Raw genomic sequence first — 17,845 nt, 5'->3', positions numbered from 1 at the left:
TCAGTGCCTCCGATGGATGACAGCGGCCAGGTCGGCCAGGGTGACGTAGGCGCCGGGGGAGGCGGCGCTGTGATTGGCCAGCACCGTGATCGGCTCGAGCTCCGGGTCGCCGAGCGAGTCGACGACGAAGGCCGCCTCGGCGAAGTCCTCATGAGCGGTGTAGCCGTTGACGGTCACCACGCAGGCGATGCCCGCGGCATGGGCCGCCGTGAGCCCGGGGAGCGAGTCCTCGATCGCGATCGCCTGCTCAGCCGGCAGTCCGAGCCGTTCGAGAGCGAGCAGGTAGACGTCGGGCGCAGGCTTCTTCCGCGGTACGACGTCGCCGGCAAGGACAGTGAAGTCAGCAGCCCGAGCAGTACCGACGACATGCTCCAGCACCGCCCGGACGGAAGCCTCGGCAGAGGTCGACGCGACGGCGAGTTGCCAGCCGGTGGCGTACGCCTCCTCGACGATCCGCACGATTCCGGGCCGGGCGGGCAGGGCGCCATCAGAGACCCTGGCGGTGTACAGCTCAGTCTTTCGCCGGTGCCACCGCGCCACCACCTTCGCCTGTGCCTCCCACTCCTCAGGCAACCCGGATTCGGCCACGAACGACGGGGTGAGCAGGCTGGCCATCCGCTCCTTGCCACCACCGATCCGGAGCTTCTCGGCGTACTCGTCCTCGGACCAGTGCACCGGCAGCCCGAACTCGGCGAAGGTCTGGTTGAAAGCCGGCAGATGACCGTCGCGCTCGGTGTCGGCCAGCGTGCCGTCGACGTCGAAGATGAGGGCGCTCACCATGCCTTCCCCGTACTACCGAACCGGTCGACCAGGCCGTCGACCAGCGTGACCACATCGGCGCGGACGTGCCGGAACAGCGACGGTGGATCCCATGAGTCCCGGGCCTCGGCGTCGCGCAGATAGTCGAGATTCGCCTTCATATAGGCGATCTTGAGCGCCGTGGAGATGTTGACCTTCGCGCAGCCGCGGGCGATCAAGTCCTGGAACTGCGCGTCCGTCATCCCGCTGCCGCCGTGCAGTGCGATCGGGATGCCGGTCGCCTCGACGAGATCGGTGACGCGCTGCCCGTCGAGCTCCGGCGCGCTGGAGTAGATGCCGTGCGCGTTGCCGATCGAGGGCGCGAAGACGTCGACGCCGGTCTCCTTGATGAAGGTCAGCGACACCTCGAGGGTCTGCCGCTTGGCCTCCGCATCGGAACCGATGCCGTCCTCGACCCCGGTGATCGACTCGATCTCGCCCTCGACATGGGCGCCGACGGCGTGCGCCTCGCGGACCACCTCGATGGTCTGCCGCTGGTTCTCCTCGACGGGCAACGCGGAGGCGTCGAACAGGACCGAGTTCCAGCCTTTGGCCAGGCAGTCGCTGATCACCGAGCGATCCGGGCAATGGTCGAGATGCAGCGTCACCGGTACTTCGATGCCCGCTGTCATCCCGCGCCACATCGCCATCAATACGTCCGAGCCGATCGACCGCACGGTCTTGACCGAGGTCTGGACGATCATCGGCGAGCGACGGTCGACCGCGGTCGCGAGCACGGCCTCAAGGGTCAGGTCGTTGACGATGTTGATCGCCGGTACGCCGTACCGCTCCGCCAGCGCTCGATCGACGATCTCCTTCAGCGGGACAACCGCCATCGCGGCACCTCCTCCAGCCGCAACGCTAGAAGAGGCGCAACCCGGTGTCAGCGAGGAAATCCCCCGTCTTCACTGGGGGAAATCCCTACCGGTTCAGCCGCCCGTGCGACCCGGCGATCAGCTCCGAGCGACTACGCGCGCCGGTCTTCCGCAGTACTGCGCTGACGTGCTTCTCCACCGTCTTGACCGAGATCACCAGCTGCTCGCCGATCGCTCGATCGCCCAACCCCTGTTGGATCAGGGCCTTGACCTCCCGCTCGCGAGCGGTCAGCCCGTCCACGTTGGTCAGCCGGCCCTCCCACACCTCACCGTGCGGCACGATCGACTCCCCGCGAGCAGCTGCGGCAACAGCTCCCGCCAACGCAGCGCCATCGGCCGAGGTCTCCACGCATCCATGCGCACCGGCCAGCAGCAGATCGACCACGGCCTGGTCATCGCCAGGCCGGCAGACCGCGATCACCGCAGGCGCATGCTCGCCCTCCACCAGCGCACGGATCAACCCCAGCGCGCCCTCATCGACAGCAACAACGGCCACTGCCGGCCGTAGCCTCCCCGCTGCCTCCAGCGCCTCTGCTGTCGAAGCAGCCTCGCCGACTACCGAGAACGGCGGCTCAGACCAAGCAAGCAGCCGCGACAGCCCAGCCCGCAGCATCGGCTGAGCAGCAACCACCAGTACGTCCACCCGTACGTCGCTAGCCACCACCGCCCGTTGATACGGGAACACGGCCCGGATACTCGTTCCCCAGCCAGGCATGGAGTCCAGCGACAGCGAACCCCCGGCCCCCTGCGCCAACTCGACCATGCGTCGCAGCCCAAGGCCGGTACGGAACTCATCCGGCTCCCGCAGCCCCTGCCCAGCCGCGAACCCCTGCCCGTCGTCCTGGACGAGTAGCGAGAGCGAGGCCGACTCGTAGGCCAGCCCGACCCGCACGGTCTTGGCACGTGAGTGCTGCACGATGTTGGTGATCGCCTCCTGGGCAACGCTCAACACCCGTTGCGCCAGGGCACGGTCGAGCGCTACCGGTGTACCGGCGACTACTAGTCGGGCGTCGACTGCTCGGGCCCGGGATGCCCAGGCGAGTTCGGAACGTAGTACGTCGTCGAGGCTGTGGCCCTCCAGCGGGGAGCTGCCCGCGCCGAGGAGCGCCCGGCGGATCGAGGAGACAGTGTCCCGCGCCGACTCCTGAGCCTGCCTGAGCTCGCCGGCCAGCTCTCCACCAGCGAGCTGCTCAGCGCGTTCGAGCCCGGACATCATGCCGACGAGTCCCTGGGCGAGGAGGTCGTGCACCTCGTCGAGGAGCCGCCCGCGCTCGGCCGAGGCGGCCTGGAGCCGGGCTCGCTCCTCCGCTGCCTCGTACGAGTTGGCGTTCACCAGCGCGATGGTCGCGTGCTTGGCGAACACCCGGAGCAGGTCGGCGTCGGCGCGTTCGAACCGGCGCCCGGCGTCCCGGGAGAAGACGACGCACGCGCCGATGATCCGCCCGCGCCACTCCAGCGGTACGCCGATCACGCTCTTGAGCGTCGCCCGGTCCTCGTCGCTGATGTGTCCGCCGACGACATCGTCGTACCGGTCGAACCAGACCGGTCCCCGGCGACGGACCACCTCGCCCGTCATCCCCTCCCCGAGCGGAAACACCCGGCCGGACTGGCAGCGGATGCCGATGTCGGCCTGCTTCCGGTACGTGCCTGCTGCCTCGTCGACGCTGGAGATCGAGCCTGCGTCGCAGCCCATCAGCTCGGTGCAGCGCTGCAGGATGCGCTCCAGCAAGGGCTGCAGCTGAAGCTCACCGGCAAGGTCCTCGGCCACTGCGTTCAGCGCCTCGGCACGCGCGGCCGGTGACGACGCAGGTCTGTCGTGGACAGTCATCGCCGGCTCCCTTCGGCCACCCAGGTCCCTGTGTAGCACAGACGGTGGAGCCGGGCCGAGGGTCTGGCGCCAGGCGGAAGTGACATGATCGAGCGGTGAAGATCCTCTCCATCCAGTCCGCGGTCGCCTACGGCCACGTGGGCAACTCCGCAGCCGTCTTTCCGCTCCAGCGCATCGGTGTGGAGGTGCTGCCGGTCTACACGGTGAACTTCTCGAACCACACCGGCTACGGCGAGTGGCGCGGACCCATGATCAGCCCGGACGACGTCCGCGAGGTCCTGCTGGGCATCGAGGAGCGTGGCGTCTTCCCGCAGATCGATGCGGTGCTCTCGGGCTATCAGGGCGGTGAGGGGATCGCCGACGTCATCCTGGAGACGGTGGAGCGGGTCAAGAAGGCCAACCCGGCAGCGGTCTACTCATGCGACCCGGTGATGGGCAATGCGAAGTCCGGGTGCTTCGTAGCCCCGGCCATCCCGGTGCTGCTGCGCGATCGGGTGGTACCGGCCGCCGACATCATCACGCCCAACCAGTTCGAGCTGGGCTTCCTGACCGGTACTGAGCCGGACACCCTGGAGTCCACGCTGGCCTCGGTGGAGCTGGTACGGGCCACCGGACCGCGCACGGTGCTGGTCACCAGCGTCGAGCGGCCCGACCGCGAGGACGGCACGATCGAGATGCTCGCCGTCGACGACAGCGGCGCCTGGCTAGTCCAGACCCCGTACATCCCGATGAAGGCGAACGGCTCGGGCGACGTGACGGCTGCGCTCTTCACGGCCCACTACCGCCGTACGGGCGATCTCGCGGATGCACTTGCCCGGACGACCTCCAGCGTCTTCGACCTACTCACCCGCACGCACGAGTCGGGCGAGCGCGAGCTGCAGCTCGTCGAGTCGCAGGAGGCGTACGCGAACCCGCAGATGCAGTTCACGCCGTCCCGCGTCGCCTGAGAGAACTAGGAGCAGATCAGGTCGACGGCTTCCTCGATCGAGTCGACCAGGTGGATCGAAGACTCCATCGGTCGGCCGGCGGCCAGGCGGCCCAGGACGTCCCAGACGGGGACCGTGCGTGACCAGTGCTCGACATCTACCAGGATCATCGGGGTCTGCATCACCGCGTCGCCGTAGTAGTTGGGGGTGACGGCCTGGAAGATCTCCTGGACCGTACCGGCGGCTCCGGGGAGGTAGATGATGCCGCCGCGGGCCCGGCTGAGCAGGACGTCCTCGCGGAGGGCGTTGGAGAAGTACTTGGCGATGGAGCTCGCGAAGACGTTCGGCGGCTCGTGCCCGTAGAACCAGGTCGGGATGGAGACTCCACCGTCGCCCGGGAAAGCCTTACGGACGGCAAGACCGGTCATAGCCCAGTCGGCGATCGACGGGCGAAAGGACGGCGTACCGGCGAGCATGTCGAGGGCGGAGGAGACCGCTGCATCGTCGTACGCCGAAAGGCTCGACCCCAGGTTGGCCGCCTCCATGGCACCGGGGCCACCGCCGGTTGCGACGGTCAGCCCAGCCCGGGCGAGCGTGCGGCCGAGCAGGACGGCTGACCGGTACGTCGGGTCGGTACGGGCGATCCCATGGCCGCCCATCACGCCGATCCACGGTCTGCCGTCGGGCAACTCGTGCAGCGAGTCGGCGATCGAGTGGTCGTGCAACGCGGCCGCCAGGGTGCGACTGGTGTCGCCGCGCTCGTCGTACTGCCTCGACCAGGCGTAGATCTGGGCATCCGGGGTGGCTTCGTACCCCGAGGAGAGCCCCGCATACAGCTCGTCCGCGTCGTACAGGCTGCCTCGGTAGGGGTCGAAGGGGAGCTCCGGGATGGTCGGGAAGATCAGGCCGCCGCCGTCGCGCACCCAGTCGGCCGCGGTCTCCTCCATCGGGCAGCCCAGGAACAGTGAGCCCATCGGTGACAGCTTGAGCAGTACCGCCGTCCGCCCGGTGAGATCCACCGACTGCACCCGCCAGCCGGCCATCGAGCTGGCTCCGGCGGCGATCACCTCGTCGAAATGCCGCAGCGACTCGATGTCAAGGTGAGCGATACTCGGCATTGTCACGAGGAGTTACCCTAGGCCACCGCCGGGCCCTGATAGCGGTCGGCTCTTGGATGAGGTAGGCATAAGTCATGACACATGCGGAGCTGTGGGAGCGTCACCAGGCCGTCATGCCGGATTGGCTCGCCTTGTACTACGAGCAGCCGATCGAGATCGTCAAGGGATCCGGCCGCCGGGTCACCGACGGCGAGGGCAAGGAGTATCTGGACTTCTTCGCCGGCATCCTGACCAACGCGATCGGGTACGACATCGCGGAGATCTCCGACGCGGTTCGCGAGCAGCTGGCGACCGGGATCGCGCACACCTCGACCGTCTACCTGATCCGGCGGCAGATCGAGCTGGCCGAGAAGATCGCCGAGCTGTCCGGCATCCCGGACGCGAAGGTGTTCTTCACCAACTCCGGCACAGAGGCGAACGAGGCGGCGATGCTGTTCGCCACTCAGAAACGCCGCTCCAACCAGGTGCTGGCGATGCGCAACTCGTACCACGGCCGCGGCTTCGGCACGGTCGCGATCACCGGCAACCGTGGCTGGTCGGCGAGCAGCCTGTCGCCGGTCAACGTCCAGTACGTGCAGGGCGCTTATCGCTATCGCAGCCCCTTCAAGGACCTGCCGGACGCGGAGTACATCAAGGTCTGCGTCGACGATCTGCGCAACGTGATCGACACCGGTACTGCGGGCGACGTCGCCTGCATGATCGTCGAGCCGATCCAGGGGGTCGGCGGCTTCTCGTCCCCGCCCGACGGCCTGTACGCCGCGTTCAAGGAGGTGCTGGACGAGTACGGCATCCTCTTCATCTCCGACGAGGTGCAGACCGGCTGGGGCCGGACCGGCGACCACTTCTGGGGGATTCAGGCGCATGACGTCGTACCGGACGCGATGACGTTCGCGAAGGGTCTCGGCAACGGGTTCGCCATCGGTGGTGTGGTCGCACGCCCCGAGCTGATGGACAGCCTCAGCGCGAACAGCCTGTCCACCTTCGGCGGCAACCCGATCTCCACCAGCGCGGCGAAGGCGACGATCGACTACCTCGTCGACAACGACCTGCAGGCCAACGCCGCCAAGCGCGGTGCCCAGCTCCTCGACGGCCTTCGTGGCATCTCGGACGAGTTCCCCGAACTCGGCGATGTCCGCGGCAAGGGCCTGATGCTCGCCACCGAGCTGATCAACCCGGCCGACGGCAAGCCGGACGCGCCCACCACCGTCAAGCTCCAGCAAGAAGCGATGAACCGCGGCCTGCTGATCGGCAAGGGCGGCCTCTACGGCAACGTCCTCCGGATGGCCCCACCGATGACCCTGACCGAAGAAGAAACCACCGAGGCGATAGAGATCCTCCGGGACTCCTTCAACACGCTACGCTGACCAACCGCCGGGGGTCCGGCGCCGATCACGTCAGGGGAGCGGATGCGCCTGTACGTCGCCGTACGCGAGGGTGACCTCGTCGGCTATTCGGCCTTCGGCGAGGACATCGCCTGGCTGATGGCCGACAGCGAGGTCTTCGACCGGTCGGCGCCGGCGAGGCAGCGCTGGGAGAAGCTCGACCAGACTGTCGGTTCCGTCGCCTGTTCTGTCGAGGTCGGCGAGGCCCTGTCGATCCGCGAGCTGACGGCCACCGCCCTGACCGCTGCGCAAGCGGCCGGGCTGGTGGCCGATCCGCTCGAGGACCTGGAGCTGCTCCAGATCTGGCTCGAGGATGCGGCCACCGGCCAAGTGTTCGAGCTCGATGAGACGGTCTCGGCGGCCGGTCTGCTGGACGATGACGTGGTGGTCCTCTGCATCGAGCACCCGCCGATGGGGATGTACGAGCTGTTGCCGGCGCCCAACCCGACGCAGGTGTTCGCCCAGCTCCAGTACGCCGAGTTGAAGACGGCGAAGACCACCAAGCTTCATGGCGTACTGCTCTACACCGACGCCGATGTCGAGCTGGCCACCTTCGTCCGGACGCATTTCGACGAGCTGAACGCCCTGTCCGGCGAGCTGTTCCAGATCTCCGTCCTCGAGCGCCCGCAGAAGTGGCGCACGGTCAAGCGGTACTGGAAGGACAGCCTCGACCCCGACCTGTACCGGATGCTCTCGGCCCTGCGCTGGCTGAACTGGACGCCGTACGACAAGCTCGGCGCCTACGAGGTGGCCCGCGAGCTCGGGGTGCGGCCGGGAGACCTACCTTGCCTGGTGCTTCAGCTGCGCGGCGGCGACAGTCGTGACCGCTTCGTCTTTCCGGTCCGGAACGCCGATCTGGGAGCCTTCCGGGAGCTCCTCGGGGACCTGTCCCGGATTCTCAACGACGAGGGTCAGGGCGTCAGCGAGAATCTGCCGGCCCGGTTGGCCCTACGGAAGAGTCTGATGGCGGCCGGGCAGCGGCTGCGGGCCGAGGTGGTCCCGGCCGCCGCCGGAGGCTTCGAATTCAAAGGCGCCACCGTATTCATCCACAGCGGAGGACAGGCGATGACCGAGAACTTCAACTTCCACGGCCAGACGACCTTCATCAACCGGCCCGTCAACACGGTCATCACCGACTTCCAGAACAGCCACGGCGCCGGTACCGACCTCGCGGGTCTGCTGCGACTCGTGCTGACCAGCGAGCAGTTGACCGACGAGCAACGCGAGCAGGTCGCGCAGCTGATCAACGAGGTGGCCGGCGAGCTCGACACCGGAGCGCCCGACGGCGGCAAGACCCGCACGCAACTCGAGCGGATCAAGACCACCGTGAGCAAGGCGGCCGACATCGCCACTCCGGCGCTGACGATCATCGCCAAGGTTCTCGAACTACTGCCCTGACGGGCTCCCGCTTGTGAAGCGGGAGCCCGTCAGGCCGTCCTAGCGGACGGTGAGGTTGTACTTCGTGCTGCCGGTCTTGCCGTCGGCCGAGCGGGCCGTGACAGTGATGGCATAGGTGCCCCGCGGCGTCTGGAAGCTGGTGAAGAACCAGACGTTGCTCGTACCGTTCTGGGCGATGGTGGTGGGGTTGAAGAAGACCTGCGTACCAGCCGGAGTGCCGGTGGCCGTGAGAGTCAGGTTGCCCGTACCACCGGAGGCCTTGACCACCGTCTGGGCCAGCTGGCCTTGGGTGACTGACCCACTGGACGGCGTAGCGGTGACCTGTACGTCGCCTGTCGGGGGCTGGCTGCCCTCGACCGTCAGGGTCACGTTGGCGGTGGCCGTCTTGCCGGCGGAGTTGGTTGCGGTGACCACGACGGTGTGGTTGCCCGCGGGTGTGCCGGCGCCGGCTTCGAGGGTCAGCTTGGCGGCATTGCCCGAGCTGATCGACTCCGGCTGGAAGGTGGCCGTGGCACCGGTCGGCAGACCCGACGCGGTGAGGCTCAGGTTCTCCGCACCGCTCGATCCCGCGGTACTGGTCACCGTGGTCGAGATGTACTTGCCTGGGGCAACCTTCACCGACGACGGTGAGACGGCGACGCCGAAGTCGCCGGTGGGCGGCGCGTCGCCGACCTGGGTCTTGACCCAGTCGCCCATGTCGTTGGTGAGCCGGCCGTAGACGCTGTACCACTTGAAGTCCGAGCGGCTCCAGGAGGCGACGCCGATCACCTTGCCCTGGACGATCAGCGGACCGCCGCTGTCCCCGGGCAGGATGGACACCCGGCCGTCGGCGTACCCGGCGCAGATCATCGTCGCGGGCTTGAAGCCGGCGCCGACGCCGTTGCAGACCTGTGAGCCGTCGACGATCGGCAGCGACGCCTTGTCCAGCGTGACGTCGCGGGTGGTGTCGTCGAAGTCCTTCTTGCCGTAGCCGAAGCCTTGCGCCGTGACGCCCGGCTTCTCCAGACCGTTGTCGGCCGAGGTCGCGTACGACGCGTACTTGCCGCCGGGCACCGGGATGTCCGCGTTCGTGGTGACCACCGCGACGTCGTACCCCTGGTCGAAGTTCACGTACTTCGGATGCTTCGTGTACGAGACCACGCCGACCCGGGTGCCACCACCGGCGTTGAGGTCGTTGAGCCCGTACAGGAAGCTCTTGGCGCCGACCGCGTCCGCACAGTGTGCCGCGATCAGGATCTTGCGCGGCGCGATCGCCGTACCGGTGCAGGTCTGGCCCTGCGGACGGGTGCCGCCCTCACGCAGTCCGGCGATGATGGACGGGAACTCGCTGACGGTCGCGTCCTGTCCACCGGCGAAGTTGGCGCCAGGGGTAGACGACTTCACCGGTACGGTGTCGCCCTCGTAGTTGGCGGCCGACGGCGTGAAGTTCAGCGACCAGCCGTCGAGGGTGCCGGTGTCGAAGCGGTAGACGTCCTTCACCTGCAGCTTCCAGGTGCCGTTGCGGGTCTCACCCGAGGTGTTGGCGGTGAAGGTCTGGTGCAGTCCGTCGGGGGAGCCGATGCCGCCGGCCCGGCGCAGGTTGATGACAGCGCCCGACGGCCCGACCAGGTCGACCTGGAGATCGCCGGTGTAGCTGTGGTTGATGTCCACCTTGACGCTGGTGTTCGACGTACCGTTCCCGTCGCAGCCGCTGATCGTGGCCGACGTGGAGACCGCGGCGCCTGCGTCGGGGATGGCTGCGTCCTCGGTCGAGGAGCCACCCGCACAGGTTGGCGGCTCGGGGTCGCCGCCGCCGATGAAGCCGGTGTAGAGCAGCTTGTTCGGGGAGCCGCTGCCCGCGTTCTTCACCACGCCCGCGCTGGCGTTGCTGGTCAGCGCCGAGGCGACAGCGGCCGGCGTGGCGGACGGGTTGCCCGCGAGGTAGAGCGCCGCGGCACCTGCGACGTGTGGCGCCGCCATCGATGTACCGCTGATGCTGTTGGTGCCGCCGTTGTTCCAGGTCGAGGTGATGCCCGATCCCGGGGCGAAGATGTCCAAGCAGGAGCCGATGTTGGAGAAGCTCGACCGGTTGTCCTGGTTGTCGGTGGCGCCGACGGTGATCGCCTCCGGCGTCCGGGCCGGGCTGTAGCTGCAGGCGTCCCCGCCGTTGTTGTTGCCGCCGGCAATGGAGAAGGTGACGCCCGCGGCGACCGCGCGCTTGACCGCGTCGTCGACCGAGGAGTTCGTCTCGCCCGACAGGCTCATGTTCGCGACGGCCGGCTTCTTCGCGTTCTTGGCGACCCAGTCGATCCCGCCGATCACCTGCGACCACTCGCCGTTGCCCTGGCAGTCCAGCACCCGTACGCCGACCAGCGAGATGCCCTTGGCCACGCCGTACGTCGTACTGCCGACCGTGCCGGACACATGCGTGCCGTGCCCGTTGCAGTCGTTGGCGATCGCGTCGTTGTCGATGAAGTCGTAGCCGTCGGTGGCCCGGCCGCCGAACTCGGAGTGCTGCTTGTAGATGCCGGTGTCGACGATGTACGCCGTGACGTTGGCCGCCTTGGTCGCATAGGTGTACCCCTGGTCGAGCGGCAGGGTCTTCTGGTCGATCCGGTCGAGTCCCCAGGTCGGGTTGGCCTGCCGGTCAGTGGCGTGGGCCTTGCCGTCCTGCTCGACGTACTTGACCTCCGGGTCCGCAGCGAGTCGTAGCGCCTCCGCTTCGGTCAACGAGGCCGAGAAGCCGCGCAGTGCGGTGGTGTAGGTCAGCTTGACCTTGCCGCCGTACTTAGAAGCCAGGTTGGACGCCGTTGCGCGGGCGCCGTCCTTCAGCACGACTATGTAGCTGCCGGGAATGGTGCCGGGAGCACCGGCGCCCCGGATGGTCGGGCTCGGCGCCGGCGGTGGGGCGGCCGCCTGAGCCGGTGGGGCAACTACTGCGAGCGCCAGGCACGCGAGGGCCCCGTAGGCCCCTGTCCGCACGAGTTTCATGAGCTCTCCGTTCGGTCCCCGGCCGCCCAGGGCGGAGTGAGTTGGGGCAGCCGGTCCGATCACTGTCGTGGCGGGCCGGTGCGGGAACAATCCGGGCAGTAGTAGGTAGGGGTACGTGACTATTGGTGTCGCGACCCTCACAGAAATCCCTTTCCCGACGTAGGCTCGCCCCCACATCCACGGGAGCGCAGATGGCTGGAGCACCGATCACCAGGACCAGTTCGCCAGTGCTGGTCGGCCGCGGCGATGAGCTACGCCTGCTGGCCGCCACCGCGGGCCGGTCCGGTGTTGCCCTGGTCGAGGGCGAGGCAGGGATCGGCAAGAGCCGCCTGGTCAGCGAGTTGCTCCGGGAGCCTGACGTGCGCGACAGGCACCTCATGGTCGGCTACTGCCAACCGCTGCGAGAGCCCTTCCCGTACGGCGCGGTCGTGGAGGCGCTAAGGAGCTATCCACGCCACTCCGGTACTCCGCTGAGTCGGCTGACCTCGGTACTGCGCCCCCTCCTGCCCGAGCTCGCGGACCGGTTCCCCGACGCGCATTGGCCCGCTGCCGACCCAGCGACCGAGCGGCACCAGGTGTTCCGGGCCATCCGCGAGCTGCTGGCCGCTGCCGGTCCGGCCCTGCTAGTGGTGGAGGATCTGCATTGGGCGGATGACGGGTCGCGCCAGCTGTTGCGATTCCTGATGACGGATCCGCCGGAGAACCTGTCGATCCTGGTCACGTACCGACGGGAGGACCTCACCTCGGGGCCGCCGCTGGGGGCGGAGTACCGGCCGCCGGTGGGGTTGCCGAGCGCTGTGCTCACGTTGCAGCCGCTGGACCTTGCCGGAGTACGGTCGCTGTCCGCCGGAGTACTGGGCGTGGAGGCGATCGCGGCTGACCTGGCCGAGTTGCTGTACGACCGGACGGCCGGGATCCCCGCAGTGATCGAGGAGGCGGTACGGACGCTGCCCTTGCCGGTCGACGGGGGTACTGCGCGGCGGGCGCTCGAGCATGTCGAAGTACCGGCCCTGCTGCGGGATGCGATGGCTGAACGGCTCTCCGGGCTGGCGGAGGAGGCTCGGGAGGTCAGCTATGCCACGGCAGCGCTGGGGATTCCGGCAACGGGTGAGTTGCTCAGGCAGGTGACCGGCTTGGCCGAGGACGCCGTGGATGCGGCGCTTACGTCTGCACTGGCAGCAGGAGTCCTGCGGGACTCGGGTGACGGCCGCTACGACTTCCGCCATGCTCTAGGTCGGCAGGCGGTCTACGACAGCCTGCCCAGTCCGCACCGGCAGGCACTGCACAGGAGGATCGCTGAAACCCTTGCCGAGGCCACTCCACAGCCATTGCTCCAGCTGGCCGAGCACAGTCGGCTAGCGGGCCGTACGCAGGACTGGCGGCGGTTCGGAGAGGCTGCAGCGGATAGGGCGGGAGAGATCGGCGACGCCTCGACTGCTACCCGGCTGCTGCAGCGCCTTCTTGCCGAGCCCGACCTGTGCGTCGAGGCAGTGGACCGACTCGCGTCGAAGCTGGGGTCGGTGGCCTACACGGGCCTGGATCAGCGGGACCCGATGGACACGCTGCAGCGACTACTGACCGACCAGCGCCTGTCTCCGGGTATCCGCGGCGAGGTGCGCCTCTACGCGGGCCTGCTGATGATCCGGGCGGCGGGCGGCATCGCGGCCGGCCGGGCCGAGATCGAGAGAGCCCTTGGAGACCTGGGCGACCGGCCGGACCTGGAGGCGCGAGCCATCGCCGTCCTGGCCCAATGCTGGCTGGGGGCGTCCGCACTCGACGAGACCGGGCTGTGGGCACAGCGGGCCGACGAGCGCCTCGACCGGGCCACCGATCCAGTGCTGATCACCTCACTGCGGGCGAACCTGCTGGCCTCGCGACTGCACGCCGGTGATCCCTTCGTCCTGACTGAGGTCGCGGAGCTGGGATCTGACCGGGCCGGTGGGGCAGAGCTGCGACACCTGGCCAGGGCGCACTGCAACCTCGCCGACGCGTGCATGTCGATCGGCTACTACGCCAAAGCCGCCGACTTCCTTGGTAGCGGTCTCCAGTTCGCTACCGACTGCGGAGCACCTTTCGTCGTGAGTACTGCGCGCGCTACCCAAGCGAGAGTCGACTGGTTCACCGGTGAGTGGTCCGGGCTCGACGAGCGCGCGAGTCAGCTACTGGACGAGTACCGCGACCTGTTCCCGCTCACCAGCGAGCTGTCCCTGGTACTGGCATCCCTGGCCGTCGCGCGTGGTGAATGGGCCGAGGCCGAGGCATACCTGGGCGCCACCGGGATCGACGAACCGGCCAACGCCATCGCCCCGATCGCGTTGGGCAGCTTCGGTCTGCTTGCGTGGATGCAGCTCTCCCGTACTGAGCTCCAGGCGGCGGTATCGACGGTCAACCGCGGTTTGGATCTCCTGCGTGGCAAACAGGTGTGGTCCTGGGCAGGCGAGCTGGTACCGACGGCCGTGGCGGTCTTGCTCGCCGACGGACGGGATGACGAGGTACGGAAGCTGTTGGGGGAGTTGGACGACTGCACGAGCGGCCTGGAGGCGCCACTGGCACGGGTGGCGCTGCATTGCGGGCGGGCGCAGCTCGCGGAGTACGAAGGCGACTACAGGCGGGCGGTTGGGCTGTATAGAGAGGTAGAGCTCCAGTACGAGGCCCTGCCGGCGCCGTACTTCGCCGCACTGGTCGCCGAGCGGGCAGCGCATTGCAGGCTTGCCCTGAAGGAACCAGCGGACGCCTTCGCCCAGTTGGCAGAGACCTTCGACCGCCTGGGCGCGCTGCGAGATGCTGCCCGCTGCCGTCACGAGCTACGCAACCACGGGATCGCCGCACCCTCCCGCCGAGGCCGCCGCGGCTACGGCGCCGAGCTGTCTCCGCGCGAGCAGGAGGTGGCCCGCCTACTCGGCCGCGGCCACACCAACCGGGAGATCGCCGACGCCCTGTTCCTCTCACCCCGCACAGTCGAGCAACACGTCGCCAAGGTCCTCCGCAAACTCAACGCGTCCTCCCGCGCGGACCTGGTCAACTCAGACTGAGTCGGCCAGCACCTGCTCGACGACGTACAGATCGTCCGTGATCAGGGCCTTCCACAATGCCCAGCCGCGCGCCCGCGCCCAGGTCCCCGCGTCCTGCGCGACCGTACGCCGGAACGCCTCGCGACTCTTGCCCGAGAAGAGAGTCCACGCGATCACCAGATCGCAAGCGGGGTCGCCGACTCCCGAAGTACCGAAGTCGATCACAGCCGACAGCATTCCGTCGGCGACCAGCAGATTCCCGTGCGCGATGTCCCCGTGGAACCACACCGGCGGCCCGGCGAAGGACGATCCGATCGCCGCTTCCCACACCTCGGTACAAGCCGCGACGTCCACCTTGTCGGCCAAGGTGACCAGCGCACGCCGAGTCTCATCGTCGTAATGCACCGGCGGCGCGCCCCGGAAGAAGCTGTGCGCCCCACCCGCCGGCCCACCAGTAGCGTCGCACCGCTGCAACGCGCGGATGAACGAAGCCACGGAGACAGCAAAGCCGGTCAGATCCTCAATGCGCTCAACCGACGCCGTCTCGCCATCCAGCCAGCGTCGAACCGACCAGTTGAAGGCGTATCCCTCGCCAGGGACACCCTTGCCGACCGGCTCAGGCACCGCGACCGGCAGGTGCGGCGCCAGGCGAGGCAGCCACTCATCCTCTTTGTCCACAGCCGGCGCATAACCAGCAGCCGTGGGGAGCCGCACCGTCAACGAGTCGCCGAGCCGATAGGTCCGGTTGTCCCACCCGTCGACCTTGACCGGCGTGATCGGCAAGTCGCCCCACTGCGGGAACTGGGCCTTGATCAATCGCCGAACCAGGCCTACGTCGATGCCCGCACGACCGTCTGAAGCGCTGTTGTCACTCATCCCGGCCAAGTCTCCAGCGTGGCCGAGCTGCGTGGCAAAGCGTTTTCAGATGGCCAGTTTTCAGATGGTCAGGTTGATGCCGTAGTCGCGGATCTTGCGGTAGATGGTGGCTCGGGACATGCCCAGATCGCTGGCGGCCTTGTCCTTGTTGCCGCGGTGGATGACGAGGGCCTTCACGACGGCGTCGCGCTCGAGGGACTCGAGCTGGCTGAGGCGGCGGCGGGTGATGGCTCGGCACTCGCCGGGCAGGTCGTCCAGGTCGATGGTGCCGGAGCGCCGTTGCTGGGCGATGCGCAGGAGGACGCGACGGAGCTGCTCGACGTTGCCGAGCCAGGGGAGTCGCATCAGCTGGGCCAGGGCGCTGGGGGAGATGCTGAGGTTGTTCGCGCGGTTGAGGCGGCCCAGCAGGTGCGGTACCAGCTTGTGCATGTCTTCCAGGTGGTGCCGCAGGGGTGGTACCTGCACTGTGTGGGAGAAGAGCGGCAGCAGTTGCGCATCCACGTCAGGGTTGCGCGGCTCGCTATGCACCGTCAGTGCGACCCACAACTCGCTCTGCTGGTCTGCGCGCTCGAGCAGTAGCTCCGACAGCCCACTCACCGAATCACTGTCGAGCAGATGCGCGCGGCGGATGACCAGTGATCCCGCCCCGGCCGACAACTCATCAGCAACCGTGTCCAGCCACCCAGGGCCGCACTCGGATGCATCCATGACCCGGAAGAGCCCACTGCCATTGCGTAGCTGGTTCACCGAGCGCAGCAACGCGATCTTGCCGACACCGCCTTCGCCTTCGAGCACTACCCACGAGCCGTTGCGCCGACTGGTGTCCACTGCCTCACACACCCGCTGCCAAGTAGCACTGCGCCCAGCAAGCCCAGGCATCACCGGTACTACGTTGCGCGCCGCCCCAGTAGTCGCGTCCAACCCCGACTGCACCTGGATCCGTAACACCCCACCAGCGAACTTCGAACCGGCAAACGCCGGCCGATAGTCCAGCCGAGCCACCAGCCCACTCGGCAGATCAGCAACCAGCGTCAACGGCTCGGAGGAACCCGCAGCGTCGCGCGAGCGGGCCAGGAGAGCAGTCTGATCGGCAGGGTCGAACCGCTGCTGCGCCTGGCTGTTCATCATCACCAGGTCACCGCTGAGCGCGATCACCCCGCTGCTGGAGTGCTGGCATGCGGCCAGGTAGTCGCGGAACAGCGCCAACTCCTTCGCGCCCGACCTGGTCAGCAACTGCTGCTCGATCTTCTGAGCCGTCGACCTTGCGCAGAACATCAGCAAAGCGTTCGAGTGTGCCACCGACGACGTCAGATCCAGTACGCCGAGCAGCGAGCCCGTCACCGGATGGTGGATCGGCGCCCCCGCACAGGCAAAATCACCGAGCGGCCCGGTGAAGTGTTCGCTCCCCGTCACCATCGTTGGGACGCCGGCCTCCAAGGTGGTCCCGATGCCGTTCGTACCGACCTGCTCCTCCGCGTAGCTGAAGCCGGGGGACAGGGACGCCCGGTCGAGCTGCCTGATCAGCGACGGATCAGGGCAGGTCCGCTGCAGTACGAGCCCGTGCTGGTCGGTCAGGATGATGCTGACCGACTCGTTCGCGAGCTCGTCGGCCAGGGCGCTCAGGACCGGAGCAGCCGACAGCGCGAGCGGTGTCGGCCCCTCCAGACCCAGGTAGCTGGGGTCGACGGTCTCGGCGTCCACCCGCAGCCGGGACGACCGCAACCACGATGCCTGGATCGATTCGCGCACCAGCCCGGGCTCGAGATCGCCGGACGACAAGAAGGTATCCCTGGCCTGCCGCAACATCCGGCCAGTCCGAGGTGCTTCGGTCCAGTGCGCTCGTTCCACAGCGGCCTCCCTGGCCATCACTCAAGGTGCGTCCGCCTTCCCACTCTGTCTCAGATCGAGACAAGCGCAAGGTCCCAGCCGCGGTGAGATCGGTAACTACAGAGAAGAACTACGGAGAAGAGCTACTGCCGCGGTGGTTCAGCAGAGTGTCGGGCCTTACGTTGCGCGGTGCGTTTGTAGCTGACTTAGAGGACGATCCTGCGGATCAGCGGTCCCACCGGAAGTGGACACCACAGCCTGGCCACAGGATGCTGTCGCGGCCGGTTGAGAAGACGGCCTCGTCGAAGAAGTCGTGGTGCTGCTGGGTGACGTTGCTGCCTAGGGTGTCAGATAGTGCTTGCCCGAAATACGGTTCGCAGATGATGCGCGGATCGGCACCGTCGTGGAGCTTCACGGTACCTCCGCTTTAGATGGGCGGCCTCCAAGCTTGCCGCCCGCATGCCCACCCAGGGCCAGTTCGCCTAGTGCTACAGCCGGAGTTCGTGATGTTGGGCGGCAGGCCCGGACCGCCACCACTCACAAACCTGCCGTTCCACCCCGGAGCACGCCTGCGCATGCTTGGCCCGATGCGATCAGTTGAGGTTTGTGAGTGGTGGCGGTCCGGCTAACGCGACGACCACACGCTGAACATCACGAACTCCAGCTGTTGGTGAGGGTTGGGTCTAGGTGGTCGGCGATGGCTGCGGGCAGGATGAAGGCGGCGAACCAGCCGGCCAGGACCAAGCCAGTAGGTTCGCCTCTTCGCTCGTCCGTTGAAGTCGTACGCCGGTTTCAGAACTTCAAGAAATCCACCCATTTACAGATCGTCGGTCGAC

Annotated in this window: 12 protein-coding genes; 4 read left to right on the top strand and 8 right to left on the bottom strand. The window is 67.8% G+C overall.

Going from position 1 to position 17,845, the window contains the following annotated elements; genetic code table 11:
- From OHA70_RS37515 to OHA70_RS37505, 3 genes are all read right to left on the bottom strand, one after another.
- Positions 1-777, bottom strand: coding sequence for an HAD-IA family hydrolase (locus OHA70_RS37515; protein ID WP_328326226.1), 777 nt, complete (start codon positions 775-777; stop codon positions 1-3).
- Positions 774-1,634 carry a class II fructose-bisphosphate aldolase gene (locus OHA70_RS37510; protein WP_328326224.1) on the bottom strand — a complete coding sequence of 287 codons (861 nt, stop codon included), beginning with the start codon at positions 1,632-1,634 and terminating at the stop codon, positions 774-776. Before OHA70_RS37510 ends, OHA70_RS37515 begins: the two co-directional genes overlap by 4 nt.
- Positions 1,635-1,719: 85 nt before the next feature.
- Positions 1,720-3,501, bottom strand: a complete 1,782-nt coding sequence (locus OHA70_RS37505; protein WP_328326222.1) for a hybrid sensor histidine kinase/response regulator — start codon at positions 3,499-3,501, stop codon at positions 1,720-1,722.
- Between the two features lie 95 nt (positions 3,502-3,596).
- On the opposite strand from OHA70_RS37505, the gene pdxY reads away from it, so the two are divergent.
- On the top strand, positions 3,597-4,448 hold the full coding sequence (pdxY, locus tag OHA70_RS37500) for a pyridoxal kinase PdxY (protein WP_328326220.1): 852 nt from the start codon (positions 3,597-3,599) through the stop codon (positions 4,446-4,448).
- A 5-nt stretch (positions 4,449-4,453) separates the two neighbouring features.
- Here pdxY and OHA70_RS37495 read toward each other — a convergent pair whose 3' ends face one another.
- The gene (locus tag OHA70_RS37495) at positions 4,454-5,545 is read right to left on the bottom strand and encodes an LOG family protein (protein ID WP_328335292.1); all 1,092 of its coding nucleotides are present in this window, start codon (positions 5,543-5,545) and stop codon (positions 4,454-4,456) included.
- Positions 5,546-5,619: 74 nt separating this feature from the next.
- Here OHA70_RS37495 and OHA70_RS37490 point away from each other — a divergent pair, with 74 nt between their 5' ends.
- Together OHA70_RS37490 and OHA70_RS37485 are read left to right on the top strand one after the other, a co-directional pair.
- The gene (locus tag OHA70_RS37490; protein ID WP_328326218.1) at positions 5,620-6,909 is read left to right on the top strand and encodes an aspartate aminotransferase family protein; all 1,290 of its coding nucleotides are present in this window, start codon (positions 5,620-5,622) and stop codon (positions 6,907-6,909) included.
- Positions 6,910-6,951: 42 nt separating this feature from the next.
- Entirely contained in the window at positions 6,952-8,325 is a 1,374-nt protein-coding gene (locus tag OHA70_RS37485; protein WP_328326216.1) for a hypothetical protein, read from the top strand.
- A 39-nt stretch (positions 8,326-8,364) separates the two neighbouring features.
- Here OHA70_RS37485 and OHA70_RS37480 read toward each other — a convergent pair whose 3' ends face one another.
- Positions 8,365-11,295 (bottom strand): S8 family serine peptidase, encoded by a 2,931-nt coding sequence (locus OHA70_RS37480; protein WP_328326214.1) that lies wholly within the window; start codon positions 11,293-11,295, stop codon positions 8,365-8,367.
- 191 nt (positions 11,296-11,486) lie between these two features.
- Here OHA70_RS37480 and OHA70_RS37475 point away from each other — a divergent pair, with 191 nt between their 5' ends.
- Positions 11,487-14,327 (top strand): ATP-binding protein, encoded by a 2,841-nt coding sequence (locus OHA70_RS37475; protein WP_328326212.1) that lies wholly within the window; start codon positions 11,487-11,489, stop codon positions 14,325-14,327.
- On the opposite strand, the gene OHA70_RS37470 is transcribed toward OHA70_RS37475, so the two are convergent.
- The 3 genes from OHA70_RS37470 to OHA70_RS37460 form a co-directional block, all read right to left on the bottom strand.
- The gene (locus OHA70_RS37470; protein WP_328326210.1) at positions 14,319-15,182 is read right to left on the bottom strand and encodes an aminoglycoside phosphotransferase family protein; all 864 of its coding nucleotides are present in this window, start codon (positions 15,180-15,182) and stop codon (positions 14,319-14,321) included. The genes OHA70_RS37475 and OHA70_RS37470 overlap by 9 nt on opposite strands.
- A 60-nt stretch (positions 15,183-15,242) precedes the next feature.
- On the bottom strand, positions 15,243-17,030 hold the full coding sequence (locus OHA70_RS37465; RefSeq protein ID WP_328326208.1) for a sigma-54-dependent Fis family transcriptional regulator: 1,788 nt from the start codon (positions 17,028-17,030) through the stop codon (positions 15,243-15,245).
- Positions 17,031-17,235: 205 nt separating this feature from the next.
- A complete protein-coding gene (locus OHA70_RS37460) occupies positions 17,236-17,424 on the bottom strand; it encodes a hypothetical protein (RefSeq protein ID WP_328326206.1) in 189 nt (62 codons plus the stop codon).
- Between the last annotated feature and the right edge of the window lie 421 nt (positions 17,425-17,845).

The sequence above is a fragment of the Kribbella sp. NBC_00382 genome, assembly GCF_036067295.1.
Taxonomy (GTDB): domain Bacteria; phylum Actinomycetota; class Actinomycetes; order Propionibacteriales; family Kribbellaceae; genus Kribbella.
The sequence above is the reverse complement of the archived record's forward strand: the minus strand, read 5'-3'. Positions and strand labels throughout refer to the sequence as shown.

What these genes read in the sequence shown, in the direction of transcription:
- OHA70_RS37480 (WP_328326214.1), bottom strand. Translation starts at nt 11,295, where the DNA reads ATGAAACTCGTGCGGACAGGGGCCTACGGGGCCCTCGCGTGCCTGGCG.
- OHA70_RS37505 (WP_328326222.1), bottom strand. Translation starts at nt 3,501, where the DNA reads ATGACTGTCCACGACAGACCTGCGTCGTCACCGGCCGCGCGTGCCGAG.
- OHA70_RS37490 (WP_328326218.1), top strand. Translation starts at nt 5,620, where the DNA reads ATGACACATGCGGAGCTGTGGGAGCGTCACCAGGCCGTCATGCCGGAT.
- OHA70_RS37470 (WP_328326210.1), bottom strand. Translation starts at nt 15,182, where the DNA reads ATGAGTGACAACAGCGCTTCAGACGGTCGTGCGGGCATCGACGTAGGC.
- OHA70_RS37495 (WP_328335292.1), bottom strand. Translation starts at nt 5,545, where the DNA reads ATGCCGAGTATCGCTCACCTTGACATCGAGTCGCTGCGGCATTTCGAC.
- OHA70_RS37475 (WP_328326212.1), top strand. Translation starts at nt 11,487, where the DNA reads ATGGCTGGAGCACCGATCACCAGGACCAGTTCGCCAGTGCTGGTCGGC.
- OHA70_RS37510 (WP_328326224.1), bottom strand. Translation starts at nt 1,634, where the DNA reads ATGGCGGTTGTCCCGCTGAAGGAGATCGTCGATCGAGCGCTGGCGGAG.
- OHA70_RS37485 (WP_328326216.1), top strand. Translation starts at nt 6,952, where the DNA reads ATGCGCCTGTACGTCGCCGTACGCGAGGGTGACCTCGTCGGCTATTCG.